Genomic DNA, 24398 nt, shown 5'->3' on the forward strand with positions numbered 1-24398 from the left:
CTATCTTAAATTTCAATTAGGAATATAAATTACACCACTAATTGAATCTTTTTGTGCTCCTGTAACAGAAGATAATACGTTTGTTTGTTTATTAATTCGTAAAACACCCATTAGAGCAAATATTAAAGCTTCTTTAAATTCGATTATAGTTTTATTAGGAACAATAACTTTAACATAGTTGCCAAGCTTAAGTTGTAGTGTTTCAATTAAAAAATCATTTAAAGCACCACCACCTGTTATTAATAATGAGCTTTCTGGTTTTGTTGTGTTCTGCAAAATATCTTCCGCAATTTTTTCACAAACGTGCAGTACTGATGTATGTAGTAGATTTTCAATAGAGTCGTCAGTAGCATCAATTATAGGAACAACTTCTTTTAAAAACCATTCGTAACCAATCGATTTAGGAAAAGGAAGATTATAATACTCTAACGAATTTAGAGCCTTTAACATAGTCGTGTTAATAGTCCCTTTTCTAGCCATTTTACCACCATTATCATAAGCAAAGCCTGCTTTTCGGGTACTATAATTAAGGCCCATATTTGCTAAACCAATATCATAAGCAATTCTTTTGTTTTGATATTCGAATGATATATTGCTGATACCCCCGAGGTTTAAACAAAAATCGTAATCACTAAAAAATAATCGATCTCCAATAGGTACTAAAGGGGCGCCTTGGCCGCCTAAAGCAACATCGTTAGTTCTAAAATCGCAGATAACCTCTACACCAGTTTCATTTGTAATATGCTGCCCAGAACCTATTTGATAGGTAAAGCCTTTTTTAGGTTGATGATGTGTAGTGTGCCCATGACTAGCAATATAATCGACCTCTAATTTTTCCTCATCAATAAAAAATTTAACTTGTTTACCTAACCAAGTACCATAACTATTGTGGAATTGTAATAAATCGGCAGCAGAAAGAAAAATAGCATCTTTAAGTTTAATTTCCATTTTAGGAGAATAACTAACACTTTTAGTTTTCTTAATTTCAAATTCCCATTTATTATTAGCTTCCCAAATGTGGCAATAAGCAAGGTCTAAACCATCTAAAGATGTGCCAGACATTAAGCCTATAATTTTAAATACTTTCATGCTATCAAGCTATATGTTTGTTTAAATAAATTTAATAGTTATCGGAACTTTACCAATCGCTTTATTTTTTCCTAAAAAGTGTTTTGCTGCATTTTCTTGAAATTCTTCGAAATTTTGATATGCAATAATAACAGCCTTGACTTTATCTGTTTTTATGTGATTTAATACATACGGGTTACCGAAGAGGTATAGAGTTACATTTTTGGTTTGTAAAATCTCATTTATAAAATCTATTTCTTCTTTACGTATATCAAATAAATTACCGGGCTTCACTTTCGGAGGAAATATAGCCAGGAGTATATTGTTTTTTTCTTTTATCTGATGCTGGATTTCTGCTATAGAATTTTCGTTAGAGGATATTTTTTTGAATGATACCTGCTCAGTTATATTTTTAAAAAAAGTAGAATTTATTTTTTTTCGGGTGATTTCAATTCCAATAAAATTTTGTTTATCAAAATTAGTAATATCGCCTTTTAAAAGTGTTAAGCTTGCTGTTGCAATTGCTTGGTTTAATTCTTTTGCTTCACTAAGCTTAGCCGCTTTAAAGTCTAATTTAAAAGCCTTTTCTTTTAAGTGCCAAATACGTTTAAAACTTTCTTCTATTTGAACTAAAGTTGCATTTTTTTTAATAGTTTCAATACCTTCTGGTATATGTTCTGCAAAGCATAAAATGTCATTACCAGCATCAAAAGCCAGCCACTCTAAGACACCTTTTATAGGGTAGTTTTTTGATACTGCGTGCATGTTTAAAGCATCAGAAATAACAACACCTTTAAAATTCATTTCATCACGTAATAAATTTTTTAACATTTTTTTAGAAAGACTTGAAGGTATAGCATCACCATCTGCTAAAGCAGGAATGGATAAATGCCCAGCCATAATACTATCTACTCCTTCATTAATTAATTGTTGAAAAGGGAATAATTCATTTTTTAAAAGCTCCTCTTTAGATTTAGTAATTAAAGGAAGCCCTAAATGAGAATCAACTTCGGTATCGCCATGGCCAGGAAAATGCTTTAGGCAAGTTAAAACACCTTTACTTTCCGATCCTTTAATAAAAGCCAATGCATTTTCAGTAACCTTATTTTTATCTTCTCCGTAAGATCGGTACCCGATTACTGGGTTATTTGGATTATTATTGATATCGACAACAGGAGCTAGGTTCCAGTGTATACCAGCCGCACTGCAATCATTTGCTATTTTTTGGCCTACTTTATAGGATAATTCAGTATTATTTTGAATAGCACCTAAAGTAATTGCATATGGGTATTGCGGCGTGTTTTCTATGCGCATTGCCAAACCCCATTCCGCATCAATACTAATTAATAGCGGGTATTTTGCAGCAGATTGATACCGTTTAATTAATTTTTTTAATGTCGTAAAACTATTATCATTATAAACAATTTTTTTCTGGCCTTCAAAATTAGTAGCAGCACTTGCTCGACTATGAAAAAAACATAAGCCACCAATGTGTTGCTCTTTAATTAGTTTTTCTATGTGAAGAATTTCTTCTTCAGAATCATTTATAAAAGCAGCAGGCATAAATAATTGCCCTATTTTTTCGTGTAATGAAAGGGTATTTTCTGCTTGTGAATATGAAATAATACTATTCATTAGTAACGGAGTCTTTTTTCCCAAAATCAGCAGGATATTGAATATATTTTAAAAGAAATAGAGCAGGTAAAGCTGCAATAACTACCCAAACAAAAAAGCCGCCATAACCTAGCCAGTTTTGAATATAACCACTAATCATGCCTGGTAGCATCATACCTAAAGCCATAAAACCTGTTGCTATTGCATAATGAGAGGTTTTTGATTTTCCGCTCGCTATATAAATTAGATACATTAAAAAAGCAGCAAACCCAAACCCATAACCAAATTTTTCTAATACAACAGTTGCTGTTACTGCAATAATGCTAGTGGTTTTTGTTAGTGCTAAAATAGCATAAAGTATGTTCGGAACGTTTAAAGATAATACCATTGGTAACATCCATTTTTTTAGCCCATCTCGCGAAATTAAAATGCCTCCTAAAATACCGCCAATGGTTAAAGCCACTACACCAATTGTACCAAATAAAAGGCCAAGTTCTTTTGTTGTATAAGCTAAGCCACCTTTATCATGTGTATCTAATAAAAAAGGAGATACCATTTTTACTAATTGTGATTCGCCCAATCTATAAGTTAATATAAATGCTAGTGCGATTCCGATTTGTGGTTTTTTAAAGAAAGAAGAGAAAACTTCAGAAAAGCTACTCGGTTTTTCAAGGTTTTTTTTGTCTGATGATTCGTATTTAGGAGCAACAAAATAATTAGAGATTGTTAATGCCAACATTAAAAAAGCCGTTGCAGTCATTGTTATGCTCCAAGCCTTAGTATTATCGCCATATTTCTCTTCTAAAAAACCAGCACTAAAAACGATTAATCCTTCACCTGTAACCATTGCTAACCTGTAAAACGTACTACGCATACCCACAAAAAAAGATTGTTTTTTTTCTGTAAGACCAAGCATGTAATACCCATCAGAAGCAATATCATTTGTTGCAGAAGCAAAAGCTGCCATCCAAAAACAGGCTAGGGTAGTGGTGAAAAACATATTTGTAGGTATGGTAAGTCCTACGCCAAATAGTGCAATAGCAATGGCCAATTGCATAGCTAAAAACCAATTGCGTTTAGTACTTTTTAAATCAACTAAAGGGCTCCAAATAGGCTTTAAAACCCATGGTAAGTAAAGTAGGCTGGTATACAAACCAATATCTTCATTACTGACACCCAGATTTTTATACATTATTACCGAAACGGTAACGACAAGTACATAAGGTAAGCCTTGTGTGAAATATAAAACAGGTACCCAAGCCCAGGCACCTTTATCTTTTTTAATCATTAACTTTTTGTTTGAATTTTAAATATAAAACTATTAAATCTTAATAATTAATTAAACCTTTAAAGATAGGATAGTTTTGAGTTCTATTTATATTTTTAAAAAACGATATTTGTGTTTTATACACATTATGAGTTACAAGAAAATTACAGAAACACCTTCAAATTATGACAATTTGGAGCAGATGGATACCGCTTTATTACTTCAAAATATAAATAACGAAGACCAGAAAATAGCTGATGCTGTAGCATTAGTAATTCCTGAAATTACAAAGTTAGTAGATGCTTTAGCAGAGCGTTTTGATAAAGGAGGTCGCTTATTTTATATAGGAGCAGGAACAAGTGGTAGATTAGGAATTTTAGATGCTTCAGAAATCCCTCCAACTTTTGGTATGCCACACGAACGCGTTGTAGGTATTATTGCAGGTGGTGATACTGCGATTAGAAAAGCAGTAGAAAATGCAGAAGACCATAAAGAACAAGCTTGGTTAGATTTAAAAAAGCATGATATTAACGAAAATGATGTTTTGGTAGGTATAGCAGCTTCAGGTACAACGCCTTATGTTATAGGTGGTATTCATAAAGCAAAAGAACACGGAATTTTAACGGCAGGAATCACAAATAACCCAGGTTCTCCCGTAGCTGAAATTTCGGACATAGCAATTGCTGTTAATGTTGGACCTGAATTTTTAACAGGTAGTACTAGAATGAAAAGCGGTACATCGCAAAAATTAGTGTTAAATATGATTACTACTGCGCTGATGATTAAAATTGGTAGAGTTAAAGGTAATAAGATGGTAAATATGCAATTAAGTAACGATAAATTAGTAGATCGTGGTACGCGTTATATTGTAGAGGCTCTTGCTATTTCTTATGATGACGCAGCTGTTTTATTAAAAAAATATGGTTCAGTGCAAGAAGCAGTAAATGCTTATGAAATAAAAAAAGCTAAATAGACATTTATTTAGCTTTTTTATTTGATTTTAGGTTTTTAGTTGACTACAAGTTTGTAAATGCCTTTGCCTTCTACAGCAACATAAATATACCCATCAGGGCCTTCTTTAACATCTCTAATTCGCCCAATTTCAGGTAGTAATTTAATGCGGTCAATAACTTTAGTGCCGTCTATAATTAAATGTTCTAAGTATTGAAACTTTAAAGAGCCAACAAGTAAATCGCCTTTCATATCGCCATATTTATCTGAAGTTATAAAAGCCATGCCACTTGGTGCAATTGAAGGAACCCAATAATGAATAGGTTGTTCCATTCCTTCCATTTCTGTTTTATCAGTAATAGACGTGCCGCTATAGTTGATACCGAAAGTAACTAATGGCCATCCGTAATTGGCTCCTTTTTTAACAATGTTAATTTCATCACCACCTTGAGGGCCATGCTCGTGATCCCAAATTTCACCTGTTTTAGGGTGTTTTATTAAACCTTGTGGATTTCTATGTCCGTAACTATAAATAGCAGTTTTAGCACCTTTTTTATTTACAAAAGGGTTATCACTAGGTATTGATCCGTCATCATTTAAACGGTAAATTTTTCCGCCATCACGAGTAATATCTTGAGGGTTTTCATCTCTATTGCCACGCTCACCAATTGAGAAATATAAATAACCGTCATTATCAAAGGCAATTCTAGATCCAAAATGCTGTCCTTGAGTTGTATTTGGGGTAGCCTTATAGAGTAATTCTTTATTTGTAAGAGCATTATTTTTAAATTTAGCCCTCATAATAGCGGTATGTCCACCTTTTTCTTCACCTTCTTCAGAGGCATAAGTAAAATAAAGCCAACCATTATTTTTATAATCAGGATGTAGGGCAATATCTAATAAGCCTCCTTGACCTCTAAGATATACACTAGGAGGGTTAGAAATTTCGACTTTTTTGCCATTTTTAAAATGGATGATTTTACCAGCTTTTTCAGTAATAAGCATGCTACCGTCAGGTAAGAACGCTATACCCCATGGAATCTGTAGTTCATCGACGAATAACTCAGCTGAAATTTTAGATTTAGTATCTGTTTTTACTTTGTTTTCTGCTTTTTGAGCACAAGAGTAGTTAAGTGATACAACGATTAAATATAAACTTAAAATACTTTTTTTCATAACTGGGCGTTAAAATGTTATATACACAACCAACATAATTTGTTTAAATATAAAGAGATTTTATAAGTTAAAATAATTACGCAAAGGAATATTGTTGACCCCAAGTCTTAAGTATTCTTTTTAACCTACGACCCTATGCAACCCAAAAAATCAAGACATTCTTGGTACTTAATAGTACCAGTTGTTTTCTTTTTGATTATTACGTCAGTAATAGCAAAAAACAAAATTTACGATTTTATTGGTGAAACCTCTTTTGAATTCACATCTTCTAAAGAGACCACTACTAACCAATTACGTAAAGAAAACACCTCTTCATCAAAAAACATTTCATCCTCTTTAGCAAGCACTGCCGCAGCGCCATTGTTTTTTACAACAATAATAACGAATGCAGATCAGGTAATCCCTTGTAGTATTGATGGAGCTGAATTATCAAGGTTTAACCTTTGTGGTGATTTTGATGATACCGTAATTACATTAGACCAATCGTATAGCTCATATTCTTGGGAACGTTTAACAGCTGGATCGTGTCCGAGTTTTGATGTAGATGCAGAGTGTCCAACATATACTTGTGGTAGCCAGTGGGTAGAAGTTGGTACAGGATCAACATTTACACTTGATGCTAGTGGTATACCAAGTGGTGTAGGTGCAGAGTATAGAGTAAGTGTTAATGGAGGGAGTCCTCATCATATAAAAGTAAAGAAAAGTACAATAAGCCAAACGTCTGTAAAGCGTGATTATATATGTGGTGTACCAGGTCGTATACAAATTACGAACTTATCAAGTGCTTATGAGTATGCTATAAATGACGGAACAGGTTTTGGAGCATGGCAAGGTGCTATTTTTGATGGTTTGTTACCAGGAACTTATATTGTAAAAGCAAGACTTAAAAATACATCGAATACATGTGAATATCCTTATGCACCGATTGAAATTGAGTCTAAAGAAATAGATATTGACGTTACAGTTGTAGATGCACAATGTTTTGGTGAAAATGGTAGTATATCTGTTCAAGTAAACGATGTACCTGGGCCTTATAAATATACACTTTTAGATAGTAGCGGAATTCCTCAAGAGTTTACTTCTTTTATAGCTAGTGATACGTATAGTTTTGCAGCTGTTGGTTTTGGTACTTACAGTGTACAAGTAGAAACACAACAATGTAAAGCAGATTCTGCAAATGGAATTCAAGCACCAAGACAAGATGTTGATGTTGCCGGCGATGCTATTGTAATAGGAGAAGGCTTATTCTCATTATCAGCTTCAACAGAGGTAAACAGTAGTTTTGGATGTGCTGATATTACTAGTGTTGATATTATAGTTAAAACATCGGGCGGAGCTGCACCTTATTCTTATATGGTAAATGGTAGCCCTACAGCTAGTGCTTCTTATACCAATCAAATTATACATACCGTTACATCTCCAGGAGATTACAACTATGTAATTACAGATGCTAATGGATGTACGATAACTGCAAGTGCAAATGTTCAAGAGTTGAGTCCACCATCAGTAACAGCTTCTGGAGTAGATGGAACCTGTACTAATGGAGGAGCAAAAATTAATTTTAATGTCACAAATGCGAGAGGTTATAATTTATCATATAGAACAACCTCTACTGATGCTTTTGTAAGTACAACACAAATTTCTGTTGTAGACGGAACTTATAACGATCTAGAAGTTAGATATGAACAAGGAGGTTTTTCTTGTACAATGATTTTACCACCAGTTACAGTTATTAGCGATGCTACAATTACAGGTACGGTAACTAAATTAGGCGATCAAACTTGCGATGGCGTAGGCGGATCAGATGGAGGAAGTATAGAATTTGGAACTGCGAGTGGTGGTTCGGGTAGTGGATTTGAATATAGTGTTGATGGTACCACATTTGGTAGTGCACAATTATTTACAGATTTACCACCGGGTACTTATTCACCAATAATTAGAGATAATAGTGGTTGTAGATTAGAGCTTACTGCTATTGTAATAGAACCAGTAAACCCACCAACAGATTTAAACTTTACACAGTCAAATATAAATTGTGCATTAGGAACAACAGATGTGCAACTAAGTGCAGTTAGTGCATCTAGTATTGCTAATTACCAAATAATAAGTCCCGTTGCGGCAAATAATGGAGCAAACGATACTTTTACAGGTTTAAGCACATCAACTTCATATACGTTTCAAATTACAGATGCTAATGGATGTATATATACAGAAAGCTTTACACCAATTGTAATAAGTTCTATAAGAGCTAGAACAAAAGCAGGAGGAGATACTAGAGTTTGTAATGGAGTATCAGACGGTAGTGGTACATTTATTATTGATGGGTATAATACTGATTTTACTTATCAAATAAATTCAGAGCCAATTAGCGCTCCGCAAAGTACAAGCGAGGTAGATTTAACCTCAAGAGGTGTTGGTATTTATACAATTACAGTTACAGATGTAGAAACTGGTTGTACAGATACAGCATCAATAGAAATAGAAGAGTCAGCACCTTTAGATTTAGCACCAATAGTAACAGACATGTCTTGTGCTAATAATAATAGAGGTAGAGTAGTAGCAAATACAACAGGTGGTTGGGGTAGTTATCGTTATACTTTAGAAGATCCTAATGGCGTTGTTGTTGGACCGCAAACAAACAGAACTTTTAGTAACCTTGCAGTACCATCAACACCAGCAACACCATATGTGTTAACAGTAACAGATGCTGAGGGTTGTACAACTAGTTTTAATTTTGAATTAACACCATTAACATCACCTACAATAGCTATAGCATCTTCTAATTTATGTTATGAGCCAGTAGCGGGAGCATCAGTTACGGTATCAGCAACAGGAGGAACTCCAGGTTCAGGTTACAGTTACAGAATTAATAATGGAACATATCAAACAAGTCCAACTTTCGATAATTTATCGCCAGGTACACATACTGTTCAGGTTATAGATGAAAATAACTGTTCAGATGATATATCAGTTACTGTAAACAGACAATTACGTGTAAGTACAACAGTAGAAACAGAAATACCATGTGGTCCGACACCAGGGGAAATACGTGTTAATATTTCTAATGGATATTTATCGAATGCAACACCTAAAAATTATCAAGTAAGTATAGATGGTGGAATAACTTTTGGAGCTATACAGACATTTACGTCAAACTCATTTTTATATCCAGTTACGGCTGGTGGCGATTATGTTTTTAGAGTAACAGATAACTTAAGTTGTGAAGCTTTCTCAGAAAATTTAGAAGTTAAAGAAGCTGATAATATAGCAGCAACAGCAGATCCTATTCCTGCAAGTTGTGGTGAAACCTCAAACGGAGGAGTACGTATTTTACCAGACGCAACTAGCGGAGTGCCGCCTTTTGAAATAGATTTTGGTAACACAGGTACGTACACACCTCAAACAGTATATACGGGCTTAAATGCCGGGCAAACATATGCATATACAGTACGTGATGCTAGAGGTTGTTTAACATTAGGATTAGATGTAACAATACCAACTAGCCCTAATGCACCACCAAACGCAAGTATAAGTGCAACGAATGCAACTTGTAGTTTAACAGGTACAAATACAGGAACAATTGTAGTAAATAGCGTGGCAGATGGTACACCAGATTTTACATATATAGTTATTGATGCATTTGGGGTAGAGGTAGTTAGGGTAGGCCCAACGCCTAATACGTCTGAAGTTATTTCACATCCAGATTTAATACCAGGTAGTTATACCGTTAGAACAGTAGATGCTTTAGGTTGTAGTGATATAGATAATGTATCTATTTCTCAAGGTGATGTATCTGTAGTGCCTGATCCGGTTACTCCAATATGTAATGTTGCAGGTTTTTCTAATACCATAACAATTTTGGGAGGAGAACCAGCACCACCAGGATCAGATCCTGAATTTTTAATACGATTAATTGATGATCCTTCAGCTCCTGTTAGTCCGAATTCACCACCAAGAAGACATACTTTTAATGGTTTAGAGTTAGGAGTAACATATACTGTTGAGATAACGGACGTTACAACAGGTTGTATTTATTTTGAAGAAATACCTCCACAAGATGGCCCAACAGATTTAGATATAACGGCTACATCGCCAACGGTTTTTTGTGATGATTTTGGTAATGGTAGAACAGAGTATGAAGTAGTAGATTTTACAGGTCCTAATTTAGTTATCGATTTAATAGACCCAGCAACAGGTAATGTATTACAAACACATTCACCAACAGGTTTAACAGGTGGTTCAGGTTCATTATATGCCAATATTTTTGATGTTGTACCTGGTAATTATACAATAAGAGTTACTGATGCAGATACATGTACTGATGCAACGTCAATAGATGTAGTGTTGAATGTTCCTAACTTAGATATTATATCAAACATACCAGCAAATTGTAATGCTTTAGGACAGTTAACTGTAAGAGGTAGTGGCGGAGCAGGAGGACCATATACATATGCGTTTATTCCTTCAGGAAGCACACCAGATAAAGACGGGACCTTAACACCGGAAACTACAGATGATTTTACGTCTGATAATACAGCAGTGTTACCAGGTAGTTTATCAGGTATGGTTTACGATATTTGGGTAATGGATTCTAGAGGTTGTACATTTAATGTATCTGATGATGTTATTTTATTACAGCCAAGCTTACCAGCACCAACAGTTGTTGTTGATAACCAATGTGCTGCTTCAGCAGCATCATTCGATATTACAGTTTCAATGCCATCATGGGTAGATACGCCTAGTTATACATTAAACGGAGAACAGAATTTTACAGGAATATTTACCGTAAGTACACCAGGTATTTATACTATTAATGTAGTAGATGCAAACGGTTGTACAGGCACAGGTACCGCTGATGTTTACGAATTTTTATCAGGTACAGGTGAATTTACATCTTTACCTATTTGTAATAACCCTGATGGAACAATTACAATAACAACAAATGGCGGTAGTGGCGATTTTACTTTTGAGTTACAAGATGATTTAGGAAATACAATTGTAGCAACGCCAACAAATACAACAGGTATTTTTACAGGTCAAGCACCAGGAGATTACCAAGTACTTGTTACAGATAATATTGTAAACGATGGTACAGGTTTCTGTACGTTTACTGTTCCTGTTAATTTAGATTTTGCAACACAACCAATTATTGAATCGGAATTTAAAGAAGATATTAGCTGTAATGGAGCAGATGATGGAAGTATTACAATTACATTACAAGCAGGGACAGATATAGATAGCCCTGTTAGTTTTGAATTGACCAATACAGGCACGTCAGCAACAGTTACAAATGCAACAGGTGTATTTAATGGTTTAGAACAAGGCTCTTATGTTGTTGAAGCTACTTCAGCACGAGGTTGTTCTGTATCATCTAACGTTTTAACAATAGATGAGCCTGCAGTTTTTGAAATTTCAGCTAGTAATACAGATTTTACTTGTGAAATAGGGTCTAATAGATTCAGTTCATCAACTATAACAGTAAATATAGACCAAGTAGGTACTGTAGGTACTGGTTACCGATACAGTATAACAGGCTATGAGAACTACCAATCGTCAAATACGTTTGAAATTATTGATGATGGATCTACTCAAGTAATTACGGTATATGCAATAGATGGTAATGGTTGTAGAGATGAGGTTACATTAGCTCCAATTGCGCCACCATCAGAAGTTGAAAGTACATTGACATTACTTTCTGCGTTAAACTGTGAAGATCCAGAAAGGGTAAGAATAAATATTATTGGCACAAATAATTTTACAATACAAACAACTTCGGCAACACCTATTGCAGACGTAACAAACTCAGGATCAGATCAATTTGTAACGATAGATTTGCCAAATTCTGGAGAGTATTTATTTGTAGTACGTGATAATATAACAGGCTGCTTATATCCTATGCCAAGACACGACGTTGTTAACCCTATTCCTCCTATAGCGGCAATTAGAGAAGCACAACCTGTACAGTGTTTTGGAGATTCAAATGGAGCTCTTTTTATAACTGTTGCAGATTATGTGGGTGAATATGAGTATGAAGTTTATAGAAGTGACGATTTAACACAATCAAATTTAATAGAGTCAGGAACGTTCAATACAGTCGATTATCCTGATAGTGTTACTGGAGATGATGCCCGTATTACAGGTCTACCAGGTGGTAATTTTTATGTGAGAGTAAAAGCTCTAGATAACCCTAAATGTATTGCAGATAGTGATGTTGCTAATATTAGAACTCCTAACGGTCAATTATTAGTACCATCGGAATCAATAGATAATGTTACATGCGATAATAATGCAGGTAGAATTATAGCTAGAGGTCAAGGTGGATGGGATTCATCTGCTTATGATTATAGATTATTATTAGAAGATGCAGCAGGAACAATAACAATTGGTTCTACTACGTATACAGAGCTAGTTTCTTACGGAGTTAATAATGAGTTCGACAGTTTATCGAGTGGTAACTACCGAGTAGAAATAAGAGATGTGCAATTATGCGAAAACTTTTTTGAAATTACTTTAGATCCTGTAGATCCTATTATAGTAGGTATTAGAGAGCCACAAGGTTTAGTTTGCCCAGATGGTAACGATGCCGTTTTAGAAGCTTATGACACCACTAGTGGAGACAGTACAACAGCTACAGCAGGTGCAAGTGGAGGTGTTGCAGGGGCAGGATATAAATATCAATTATTATACTTAAATAGTGATGATAATACAGATGTAAGTTCGAGAAGTGGTTTACAAGATACACCAACTTTTGACGGTTTAGCGTCAGGTTTTATTAGTGCAGGGTGGTATGCAATCGAAGTTTCTTCGGCATATGAATGTGTAGGGATAAGTATACCTTATTACGTGAATCCACCAGCACCTATCGATCCTAAATTAGTACAAGTAAGAGCACCAGGTTGTGGTGGAGAAGGTCAGATGAGGTTAAGTATTGAAAATCCTGAAGCAGGTTTTACATACGAATACAGATCAAGTGCAACTCCTAATCCAGCTACAGACCCATTCATACCAATGGGAGGAATATCAATTTTAATAGATGGTGTTCAAGGTTTTTATCAGTATGATGTTAGAAAAACAGGAAGTGCAGGAGCTTGTAAGAGTTTAGCATCAGAAGGAATTACTTTGGTAGATGCTCAGGATATTGATTTAATAGCCAGCCTGCCAGATGATATTTCATGTGCAACTGAAAATGATGGTAGAATAGAATCTTTTTCTTCAGGTGGAGTAGGTGGAGAAATGTTCACGCTTTATTTAGGAGATCCAGCACCAGCATCATCAACTTTCACAGCATTTAACCCAGATCCTTCAGCTACAATGGTTAGAGGACCACAAACAGATGGTACTTTTGAAGGCTTAGATGAAGGGACATATTATATTACAGTAACAAGTGGTACTACATGTTATGCTATCGAAGGGCCTTTGGTAATAGAAAGACCAGCACCTATTGTTTACGATATAAGCACTACAAATATATTATGTAATGGTGATGATAATGGATCAATAAGAGTTGAAATTTTGAGTGGAGGAGAAGGTCTTGTACAATTTGCAATCAATCCAAATTTTAATGATTTCTTTAGTGATGCAGAAAACCCAAATGTTTATGTTTTTGAAAACTTATCTCCAGGTAACGATTATGAAATTTTAATTCAAGATGAGCAAGGTTGTGGTCAATTTATTTCAGTAGGGTCAATTACAGAGCCAGAAACGTTATCAATTTCTAATGTGTCAATACAACCAGAAATTTGTTTAAATGCTTTAGATGGAGAGGTTGCCTTAACAATTATTGGTGGCACACCTTTTGTAGATAATTTTACTTTAGCAACATATTACGAAGTAAAGGTAGAAGGTGTTGGTTTTGTTACAGCAGACCCTAGTGACCCGACTCAAGGTTATACTAGAAATGATGATTTAGTATTCTCGAACCTTCAGGGTGGCGAATCATATACTTTTTATATAAGAGATGTAAATGGTTGTACCGTTGAGAGAAATATAAATATAGGAGTTGGTGTAAACTTAGAAGCTGAAGCGATACCAGAATATGGTTGTGAAGGTATATTCCCAAACAGTACAGTAACGGTAGAATTTACAGATACTTCAGTGATACCTGAATTGTTATTTAGTTTAGATGTTGACGATATGTCAATGGCTACAACGCAAAGAACGTATGGAGATTTAATAGCGGGCGATCATACAATATATATATACCATAGTAATGGATGTATGAACCAAGTTAGCTTTACAATTGATGAATATTTACCGTTGACATTATCGGTTTCAAAAACAGGGCCAGATGAAATAACAGCAGTTGCAACAGGTGGTTTTGGTAATTACATGTACTCTTTCCAAGGCTTATCTGCAGTGAGTGAGAATACATTTAACTTAAATGTAGATGCTAATGTTGAGGTTCAGGTAATTGATGAAAAAGGATGTGTAGCAAGAGTAACTACTCCTTTTAATTTTGATTCAATGGTAGAAATTCCAAACTTTTTCACTCCGAACGGAGATAATAATGGAGATGAGTGGTCTCCTAAAAACAGCGAGCTATTTCCTTTTATTGATGTGAAAATTTATGATCGATATGGTAGAATTGTAGCACAATTAGATCAAGTCCAAAAATGGGATGGCACCTATGAAGGTCATGATTTGCCTACTGGTGATTATTGGTATGTGGTCAATGCAAATGATAGTGATAAACAACAATATGTAGGGCATTTTACACTCTACAGATAACAATTAAATTTTGATTGGTTTGGTTTCAAAAGGCGGCAAAAAAAAATTGTCGTCTTTTTGATTTTATTTAGTTCAAAATAAAAAGTAATGTTGTATATTTGCAGTCCGAAAAATATTGGTGTTTATTTTTTTAGTAAATATCGTTTTCGGGGTGTAGCGTAGCCCGGTTATCGCGCCGCGTTTGGGACGCGGAGGTCGCAGGTTCGAATCCTGCCACCCCGACCAAAATAAACTAAACCTGTTAATCATTTGATTAACAGGTTTTTTTATTTTATATCAATCTTAAATATTTCTCTGTACTAAATAAGTAATCATTGGGTATCTTAATCAATAAATGATTATTTACAAATAAGCTATTTCTGTAGCTGATAATTTAGAATTTAAAGTTTAGCGTAATTCAACATCATTTTCATCAGAATGCATACCAAATACTAAAAATAAAATAGTATTATATTTATGTTTTAGACTAATACGTAGTACGTTAAAAGCTTTTGTAATTTGTGCTTCTACCGTTTTTGGAGATATGTTTAAATATTCTGCAATTTCAATATTAGACAGGCCTTCTTTTTTACTCAATGAAAATATTTCACGACACTTTGGGGGTAGTTTTTCTATTTCTTTAGTAACTACATGTATCATTTTTTCAATCATCTTATCATCTGAATTTTCAACTACTTCTGCTAACGACTGGTAATATTTCATTTGAAGCATCATAACCGATTTATCTTTCTTATAGCTATTAATAAATTCGTTATAAATTGACTTGTATAGAAAACTTTGTATAGAGAATTCAGCATTTAATTTTTTTCGATGCTGCCAAGTTTTTAAAAATACATTCTGAACAATATCTTCAGCTAAGGTATGATCATTAATTAGGCTCATTGCATACCCATACAATCTTCTGTGATATTTATCTAATAGAAACATATAGGCCTTTTCATCTCCTTTTCCTAGGCTCTTAATCAAGTCTGAATTGTTTGTGAAGTCCATTTTTTATTTTATAAAACCTTACAATACTATGAATATCACAATTAATATGCAAGTATTATGTGAATTTGAAAAAAAATAACACATAAAAGTAAGGGTATTGTTATTTGGTCTTGTATTAATAATATGAAACGTCAAAGAAACATGATAGATGATTAAAGATGAAATTAATATTTGTCTACTAAAATATCTAAACAACTCAGCTACAGGGGCTGATTTAGATATTTTGAATAACTGGATTCAAAAACCATCTAACGAGATACTTTTTAAAGAATATATTGAAACCCATTTTGCAATAACTATGAGTATGAATAAAGCAGATTCTTCAGAAATAAGGAGAAAACTTCTGAAAGAAATTCGAAAAGAAAAAAATCTTTTTTATCGTATTAAACCAAAATCAATATTAAAGTATGCGGCTGTAGGTTTTTTCTTTTTAGGTATGGGTTACATTTTTCAAATAATTATAGGTGAATCTGAGCTTGAAAATATCCCCCTTCCAACGGAAGAGGCTATTACATTAGAGTTAGAAAACGGAAATATTAAAATTATATCTGAAGATGGTTCAACTAAAATAGTTGATGTTGATGGACAAGTTGTAGGCAAGCAAAAAGGGCAACAATTAGTTTATTCTAATGATGTAGGTGTATCTAAAGAATCTTATAATACCCTTACAGTACCTTATGGAAAAAGATTTGATTTGAATCTTTCCGACGGTACAAAAGTTCATCTCAATGCAGGAAGCTCTCTTCGTTACCCCGTAAAATTTTTACCTGGAAAAATTAGGCAAGTTTTTTTAAAAGGAGAGGCCTATTTTGACGTTGCCGAAAATAAAAAAAATCCATTTATTGTAAATGCATACGAACTTAATGTACAAGTTGTAGGTACAGAATTTAATGTTGTTGCATACCCAGAAAATGTGAATACCGATGTAATTCTTATTGAAGGGTCGGTAGGTTTATATGAAAGTAATGAACAGTTTGATATAGAAAAAAACACCATGTTAAAGCCTGGTTTTAAAGCTAGTTTTGATAAAGAGCATAAAACGATTAATACAGGTAAAGTAAATACTACGCTTTATACCTCTTGGATAGATGGCACTATATTTTTTAGAAATGAACCTTTTGATAATATTATAAAAAGTTTAGAACGCCAGTATAATACTACCATAATTAATAATAATAAGACACTAGGTAATGAAACATTTAACGCTAGTATTGAAGTTGAGAGAGAAAGCTTAGAAGAGGTATTGAACTACTTTAATAAGGTTTATGCCATAGAATACCAAGTTGTGAATAACAAAGTGATTATAAACTAACTCAAAACCAAAAATATATGATATAAAACTATTAATGATGAGCATTGAAAAGTAGGAGTATTTAATCCATTTTAATTAGGATAAAAAAAATCGGAAAATGCGCTAACATTCCCCGATTATAAAACGTGATTAAACTCTAAATAATTTAACCAACAAAACACGCTAAATATATGAAAAAAGCACTAAACCCTTTTGCTCAAAGTATTGGGGTACCAAAAATTGATCTTAAAATGAAATTATCCTTGTTTTTTTTAGTGATAACAATGTTTTCTTTGCAAGCTAATACAGCTTATTCTCAAAAAACAAAGATTTCATTAAGTATGAATAATGTTACCATGTCACAGGTAATTGATGAAATAGAAGTAAAGACAGAGTTTAAATTTATCTTTAATACTAAAGCTTTAGATTTAAAAAGGTTGGTTTCTATAAATGTCGAACATCTTACTGTAGATAAAATATTAGAAAAGTTATTCAACCAAACCAAAACGACTTTTGAAATAGATAATAAGAAAATTCTTCTTCGACAAATAAAGGCGAATAAAGTAGTTTCTGTAGATGCATCTGAAGTAGTTACTTCTCAAGATTTTCAAGTTAATGGGGTAGTTACAGATGAAACAGGGGCTCCATTACCAGGAGCTAGTATTGTAGAGAAAGGTACTACTAATGGTACACAAACTGATTTTGATGGTAAATTTTCTTTAAATGTAGTAGATCAAAATGCTATACTTTTAGTTTCTTATATAGGTTTCATAAGAAAAGAAGTTCCGTCAAATAGCGGAGGGCTCTTATCTATAATCTTAAAAGAAGATTCTGCTAAGCTAGAAGAAGTAATTGTAGTTGGTTATGGAACACAGAAAAAATCAGACATTACGGGTTCAATTGCTTCGGTAAAAAGTGAAGACTTTAATCAAGGGGTAGTGACAAACCCAGGCCAACTTTTACAAGGTAAATTAGCTGGGGTAAATGTAGCTGCTGTAAGTGGTGAACCTGGCGCGGCTCAAAACATTATTGTACGTGGTGTAGGTAGCCTTCGATCGGGTACAACGCCTCTTTTTGTTATTGATGGTTTTCCTATTGACAATAGTACAACAGGCTTAGATTCAAACCCTTTGAATTTTATAAACCCTCAAGATATAGCATCTATGGATGTTCTAAAAGATGCTTCTGCTACGGCAATTTATGGAGCTCGTGCGGCTAACGGTGTTATTGTGATTACTACCAAAAAAGGTGAAACTGGCAAAACTAAGATGAATTTGTCGGTTTCGACAGCTATAGCTAATCTTTCAAATAAAATAGACGTGTTTAGCGCTTCTGAATTTAGACAACAAGTGTCTGCAGTTGGTGGTACTTTAGATGATCAAGGAGGAAATACTGATTGGCAAGATGCATTGACAAGAACGGCAGTATCAAAAAATATAAACTTTTCTATGAGTGGTGGTGCTAGTGATAAGTTTTCTTATTTCGTATCTACTGGTTTTGATAATCAAGAAGGTATTTTAGAAAACAGTTCATTAAAGCGATATTCAGGTAGAGTAAACTTAAACCAGAAAGCTTTAGACGGACGTTTTAATGTAGATTTTAATTTAACGGCTTCAAGAGTATTGAATGAAAGGTCTGATGATGGGTCTGCAGAGAACACTGTTAATGAGCAGAGTACGATTATAGATATGTTGCAGCTGAACCCAACGATTCCTGTATTTACTGATGGGGAGCCAACTTTTTTAGACGAACGCTTAAATCCAGTTCTTCGTAATGAAATTTACTCAGATTTAGCGAACCAAAACCGAATTTTGGCTAATATTTCGCCATCTTTTGAAATCATAAAAGGGTTAAGATATAAAGCTAGTTTAGGTGTTGATTATTCATTAACAACACGCGATCAACAACAGTTACCTTATGCTTTGTTAGAAGGTAGTGAAGATGGTTTTTTAAATACTTTTACCACTTCTAATAGTACTTTTTTAATTGAGAATACAATAACTTATTCATTTGATAAAGGAAAGCATAATGTAGTGGGCTTGGCAGGTCATTCATATCAAGAAACTAATGTAGAGCGAAAGGAATTACAATTAGAAGGCTTTGCTTTAAATGGTATTGAACCTCGTTTTCAAGATCAAATTAGCACCGAATTATTACCCACTTCATTAAATTCTGAAGCTTTTACAAATGAACTACAATCTTTTTTTGGTAGGGTACAATATGCATATGATAGCAAATATTTGTTAACTGCAACTATGCGTGCCGATGGTTCTTCTAAATTCGGAAAAAATAATAAATATGGATACTTTCCGTCAATAGGATTAGGTTGGAATATACATAAAGAGAATTTTATGGCTGACAATACATTGTTTACTAATCTTAAATTGAGAGCTAGTTGGGGGCAAACAGGTAATCAAGATGGCATTGACAGTAAAGTTAGCTTAGCTAGTTTTGTAGATTCCAAAAGTGATAATGACACCTACCCGTTAGATTCAAATGCTTCGACATTGGATGGTTATCCTTTCGGGACAGTAGCTGTTAGAACAGACAATCCAGACCTAAAATGGGAAGTAGCTACGCAAGCTACTGTTGGTCTTGACTTTGGATTAATAAATAACCGATTGACAGGTTCATTCGATTACTTTAATAAAGTAACAAGCGATGTGGTTTTGTTCGCTTTTAAAATCGACCCTATTCAACCAACAGATAAATTTTGGACGAATATTGAAGATATGGAAATTCATAACTCAGGTATTGAATTTGCATTGGACTACAATAGTGATTTTACTAAAGATTTTTCATACAATATTGGAGGTAATATTGCATATACGAATAATAAGGTGGTTAATTCGCCATATTCTATCTTAACTACAGGATCTGCATTAGGAGCAGGTCAAACAGGAGCAACTATTAATGGATATCTGAATAATGAGCCAGTAGGTACTTTCTATATTAAAGAATTTATTGGTATAGGTGATGACGGAAAAAATCAATTTAGAGATGTTGTTGCTGATGGTCAGGATTTAGATAATGACCGAATCGCGGCTGGTAGTGCTTTGCCAGACATAATTTATGCTTTCTTTTTAAATTTTAAATACAAGCAACTTTCTTTAGGCTTAAATTTTAACGGAGTTTCTGGAAATAAAATTTACAACCACACTGCAATGACATTATTCGGTAGAGGTCAACTAAGTAGAAGTTTAAATACAACTGATTTCGCAACAGAATTTTCTAATGAAGATCTTAGTAATTCAAATGAAGTATCTACTCGTTATTTAGAAGATGGTAGTTATTTACGATTGAATAATGCCACTTTGGCGTATACCTTAAATCCTAAAGGTGTCTTTGGTGATGTTGTTAATGGCATTAGATTTTCACTTACAGGACAAAATTTATTTGTAATTAGTGACTATTCAGGTTTTGATCCTGAAGTAAATACAGGAAGTACAGTAGATGGTATTCAAACATTCGGAATAGACCGTTTTACTTACCCTACGCCTAGAACATTTCTATTAGGATTAAATGTATCATTTTAATAAAAAATAATTTACAGATGAAAAATAAAATTTATATAACGGTACTAACAATCGTTTCTCTGCTGAATTGGAGTTGTACCGATTTAGAGGAAGAAAGACTTGATGAATCGGAATTTGGTGGACAAGCTGAAAAAATAAGTGGAGCGATAGCACCAGCTTACGGACAAATATCATCGACATTTTTTATAACGAACTATTATGGTTTACAGTTAATTTCTGCAGACGAAGCCATTTTACCATTCCGTGGTGGAGTAGATTGGTTTGATGGAGGTAAATATATGTCAGCACATACTCATAACATGACGCCAACGAATGATATGGTGACCACTTCTTGGAATGCACTTACAAAGAATATTTCTAGAACATTAGCTGCAATTGAAGTATTAGCTCCTTTGTCAGAAGAAGGAAGTATTGAAGCAACAGGAGCATTGCATGAAATGATAGCTTTACGAGCATATTTGAATATGCTGCTTTTAGATAGCTGGGGTATTGTACTTAAAAAAGACTCTTCAACTGAGCTTTCAGTAGTACTTAGAGGACAAGAGGCTATTGATTATATTGAAAGTGAATTTTTAGCGGTTGTAGACGTTATAAATACCGATAGAGGTTCTGGTAGAATGACCCAGAGTGCTGTTTGGGGTTTTTTAGCAAGATTACATTTAAATGCTCCAGTTTATCGTGATCCTTACGGAACGCCAAACTTTACTGCAGAAGATATGAATAAGGCTATAGAGTATTCTGACAACGTAATTAATTCAGGCTTGTATAGCTTATCTCCTGAGTATTTTGAATTATTCAACGATGAAAACAGAGGTAATGCCGAGTTAATTTTTGCTTTAGATCAACGTGGAGTATTAGAAGAAGAACATAGTCGTTGGGCCTATTGGTCTATTTCAAAATCTATGTTTCCTAGACCTGAACACCCAAGTGCAGATGGTACAGATGGACCTGCAATAACTACTAGCTTTTACCAAACATGGGTAGATGCCTATGAAGGAGTAGACCCTGCCGAAGCTGATTCTCGATTCTATCAAAGAAATACCTTGGTCCCTGACGCTCAACTAGCAGATTTAGCAGGCCGAACGCCGCTTCTTGAAACAGAAACAGAAAATAGTTTTTACTGTATTGCCCCTGAAGATTTTGAAATGGATAGAGGTATTTTAAGAGGCATGCAATGGGGTGCTAGAAAAGGGGATGACGGTACATTTATTACTTGTGAAGATGGTACTGTTAAGATATATCCAATACCGTTAACAAAAGGAAACGGACCAGCTAGAGATATAGGATATGTAAACCATGTTTTAGATATTGACTTTTCTATACCAGGTTCATTACATGACACAGGGTATAGATCTGCAAAATATCAGTTTAGCCGTACCTCACCTGATGGTAATGATTTTAGTAGTGTAGATCTTGTATTGATGCGTTTGGCAGAAATATATTTAATACGAGCAGAAGCCAAATTAAGAAATGGAGATAATGGCAGTGCATTAGCAGATGTAAATTTAGTAAGAACATCTAGAACTGCGAGACCAGATCAAACTCCAGCTGCATTGGCTGCGGTAGATTTAGATATTTTATTTAGAGAAAGAGGTTTTGAATTGTATTGGGAAGGTTTTAGAAGAACTGATCAAATACGATTTGGAAAATATGAAGATTCTTGGTCAGAGAAAACGGATTCAGATCCAAACAATCGTTTATTCCCGATTCCTCAAAGTGCTGTTGATGGCGCTTCGGGTATAGATGGTTTCTTAGTTCAAAATCAGGGATACTAATTTTATTAGTAGACCTTATTGTAACATTACTTATATAATGTTTAATACGAGTGAGTTTGAGTTAATTTTGATTAAAGGGTGGCTGTTTAATGGTCACCCTTTTTTATAGCTCTAAACAAAAAAGTATATGAGTATTGCCAAATGGAGCGTATTATATTTTCATTTTGGATAAAACAACCATAAAAAAAATACAATCTTTATAAAATAAATAAAATGAAATATCTGATTTTTATATTTATAGCCTTTAATACAATGAAATGTATAGGGCAGGATACAGAGAAACCAAAACTTGTGATCGGCATAGTTATAGATCAAATGCGTGCAGAATATCTATACCGCTTTCAAGATAATTATACAGAAGATGGTTTTAAACTATTGTTAAAAAAAGGTTTTAATGTAAAAAATACACATTACAATTATATGCCTACTATCACAGGTCCTGGGCATGCTTCTATTTATTCAGGAACAACACCAGAAAACCATGGGATTGTTAGTAATAATTGGTATAGCCGTGAGTTGAAAAAAACAATGTATTGTGCAGAAGACACGACAGTACTAATGGTCGATTCTGATAAAAAAGCATTATTAAATATTCCTATAGGTAATAGATCTCCAAAAAACTTACAAACAACAACAATTACAGATGAGTTAAAGTTATTTAGTAACGGTAGGTCTAAAGTCATCGGGGTATCTTTAAAAGATAGAGGTGCTATTTTTCCTGCAGGTCATATGGCAGATGCAGCATATTGGTATAATGGTAATAATGGCAACTTTGTGTCTAGTACATATTATTTAAAAACCCTACCTGAATGGCTTATAGCGTTTAATAATTCTCATAAAGCAGACTCCTTACTAAACCTTACTTGGGATACCTTTTTAATAGACGATAAATACATACATAGTGGGGTGGATGATGCAAATTTTGAAAAGATTTATAAAGGCAGAGAAACTTCTACATTTCCTTACAATTTAAAAAAACTTCGAAAAAGTAATGGTAATTATAGTTTACTTTCAGAAGTGCCTTACGGAAATACATTAGTAACTCAGTTAGCAATAGAAGTTATTAAAAAAGAAAGTTTAGGTCAAGGAAAAGAAATAGATTTTTTAACGGTAAGTTACTCTTCTACAGATTATATAGGGCACCATTACGGAATTAGATCAAAAGAAGTTGAAGATGCATATGTTAGAATGGATAGAGAAATAGGAAAACTTCTAAAAAACCTAAATAAAGAAGTAGGCAAAGGTAATTACACTTTATTTTTAACTGCGGATCATGGGGCTAGTGATAACCCAAATTTTTTAGAAACAGTTAAATTACCTGGAAAGTATTATTCTCCAGAAAAAATAAAAAATTCAATCAATGCCGAATTGTCTAAAGAATTCGGAGCATCAGATTATATTTCTTTTATAGATAATGCACAGATATATTTTAATGAAACTAGTACTTCAAAAGAATTGGTAATTAAAAGAGCCGCTTCTTTTTTAAGAACTATAAAAGGTGTTAAAAGTATTTACACGCCTAATTTACTTCATAGTAATTCTTATGAAAATAGCATAGGTCCTTTAGTTAAGACTAGTGTTCATTTAGAAAATTCTGGAGATATTTTATATGAATTTCATTCGGGTTGGATGGAAGAAAGACCTTATGGTACAACACACGGAAGTACTTATACAAGCGATACACATGTGCCTTTGTTATTGTATGGGTATGGTGTTCCAGAAGGAGAGTCTGTAAAAAAACATGTAATCACTCAGATTGCGCCAACACTTTCAATGTTATTAAATATTCCATTACCAAATACAAGTAATAGAAACGCTATTGAAGAAATATTTGAAGATTAGAGCACTCATGAACGATACACATCACTATATATTTTCGGTAAATTCAACTGAATGAAAATAATCGATATTGCTACTGGTATTTTCAAATAAGTAGAAAACTATAGAGCAATCAACCCTAATAAAATTAAAAAACCTGTTAATCATTCGATTAGCAGGTTTTT

General features: G+C 33.8%; 11 protein-coding genes and 1 tRNA gene. 7 read left to right on the forward strand and 5 right to left on the reverse strand.

Annotated features, from left to right (window positions below; all coding sequences use genetic code 11):
• Positions 1-12 precede the first annotated feature (12 nt).
• Genes H0I23_RS02935 through H0I23_RS02945 form a run of 3 tightly spaced genes read right to left on the reverse strand, consistent with a single transcriptional unit; the run spans position 13 to position 3970 of the window.
• Positions 13-1089 (reverse strand): anhydro-N-acetylmuramic acid kinase, encoded by a 1077-nt coding sequence (locus H0I23_RS02935; RefSeq protein ID WP_216784977.1) that lies wholly within the window; start codon positions 1087-1089, stop codon positions 13-15.
• A gap of 21 nt (positions 1090-1110) precedes the next feature.
• Positions 1111-2703, reverse strand: a complete 1593-nt coding sequence (locus tag H0I23_RS02940) for a glycoside hydrolase family 3 protein (RefSeq protein ID WP_216784978.1) — start codon at positions 2701-2703, stop codon at positions 1111-1113.
• Positions 2696-3970 carry an MFS transporter gene (locus H0I23_RS02945; protein WP_216784979.1) on the reverse strand — a complete coding sequence of 425 codons (1275 nt, stop codon included), beginning with the start codon at positions 3968-3970 and terminating at the stop codon, positions 2696-2698. Before H0I23_RS02945 ends, H0I23_RS02940 begins: the two co-directional genes overlap by 8 nt.
• 127 nt (positions 3971-4097) lie before the next feature.
• Here H0I23_RS02945 and murQ point away from each other — a divergent pair, with 127 nt between their 5' ends.
• A complete protein-coding gene (gene murQ, locus H0I23_RS02950) occupies positions 4098-4922 on the forward strand; it encodes an N-acetylmuramic acid 6-phosphate etherase (protein WP_216784980.1) in 825 nt (274 codons plus the stop codon).
• Positions 4923-4957: 35 nt separating this feature from the next.
• Here the strand turns inward: murQ and H0I23_RS02955 are convergent, their stop codons facing one another.
• Positions 4958-6076: a PQQ-dependent sugar dehydrogenase gene (locus H0I23_RS02955; protein WP_216784981.1), complete on the reverse strand. Its 1119-nt coding sequence runs from the start codon at positions 6074-6076 to the stop codon at positions 4958-4960.
• Positions 6077-6211: 135 nt separating this feature from the next.
• Here H0I23_RS02955 and H0I23_RS02960 point away from each other — a divergent pair, with 135 nt between their 5' ends.
• Complete coding sequence (locus H0I23_RS02960; protein WP_216784982.1) at positions 6212-14803, forward strand: T9SS type B sorting domain-containing protein; 8592 nt, start codon at positions 6212-6214, stop codon at positions 14801-14803.
• A 147-nt stretch (positions 14804-14950) separates the two neighbouring features.
• Positions 14951-15028, forward strand: a tRNA-Pro gene (locus H0I23_RS02965).
• A gap of 162 nt (positions 15029-15190) precedes the next feature.
• On the opposite strand, the gene H0I23_RS02970 is transcribed toward H0I23_RS02965, so the two are convergent.
• Positions 15191-15793, reverse strand: coding sequence for an RNA polymerase sigma factor (locus H0I23_RS02970; protein ID WP_216784983.1), 603 nt, complete (start codon positions 15791-15793; stop codon positions 15191-15193).
• Positions 15794-15941: 148 nt separating this feature from the next.
• On the opposite strand from H0I23_RS02970, the gene H0I23_RS02975 reads away from it, so the two are divergent.
• From H0I23_RS02975 to pafA, 4 genes are all read left to right on the forward strand, one after another.
• Positions 15942-17105 carry a FecR family protein gene (locus H0I23_RS02975; protein ID WP_216784984.1) on the forward strand — a complete coding sequence of 388 codons (1164 nt, stop codon included), beginning with the start codon at positions 15942-15944 and terminating at the stop codon, positions 17103-17105.
• Positions 17106-17275: 170 nt separating this feature from the next.
• On the forward strand, positions 17276-20620 hold the full coding sequence (locus tag H0I23_RS02980) for a TonB-dependent receptor (protein WP_254073641.1): 3345 nt from the start codon (positions 17276-17278) through the stop codon (positions 20618-20620).
• Between the two features lie 17 nt (positions 20621-20637).
• Positions 20638-22395 carry a RagB/SusD family nutrient uptake outer membrane protein gene (locus H0I23_RS02985; protein WP_216784985.1) on the forward strand — a complete coding sequence of 586 codons (1758 nt, stop codon included), beginning with the start codon at positions 20638-20640 and terminating at the stop codon, positions 22393-22395.
• Positions 22396-22608: 213 nt separating this feature from the next.
• Positions 22609-24237 carry an alkaline phosphatase PafA gene (gene pafA / locus H0I23_RS02990; protein WP_216784986.1) on the forward strand — a complete coding sequence of 543 codons (1629 nt, stop codon included), beginning with the start codon at positions 22609-22611 and terminating at the stop codon, positions 24235-24237.
• Positions 24238-24398: the final 161 nt, after the last annotated feature.

The sequence above is a fragment of the Cellulophaga sp. HaHaR_3_176 genome, from assembly GCF_019021925.1.
Taxonomy (GTDB): domain Bacteria; phylum Bacteroidota; class Bacteroidia; order Flavobacteriales; family Flavobacteriaceae; genus Cellulophaga.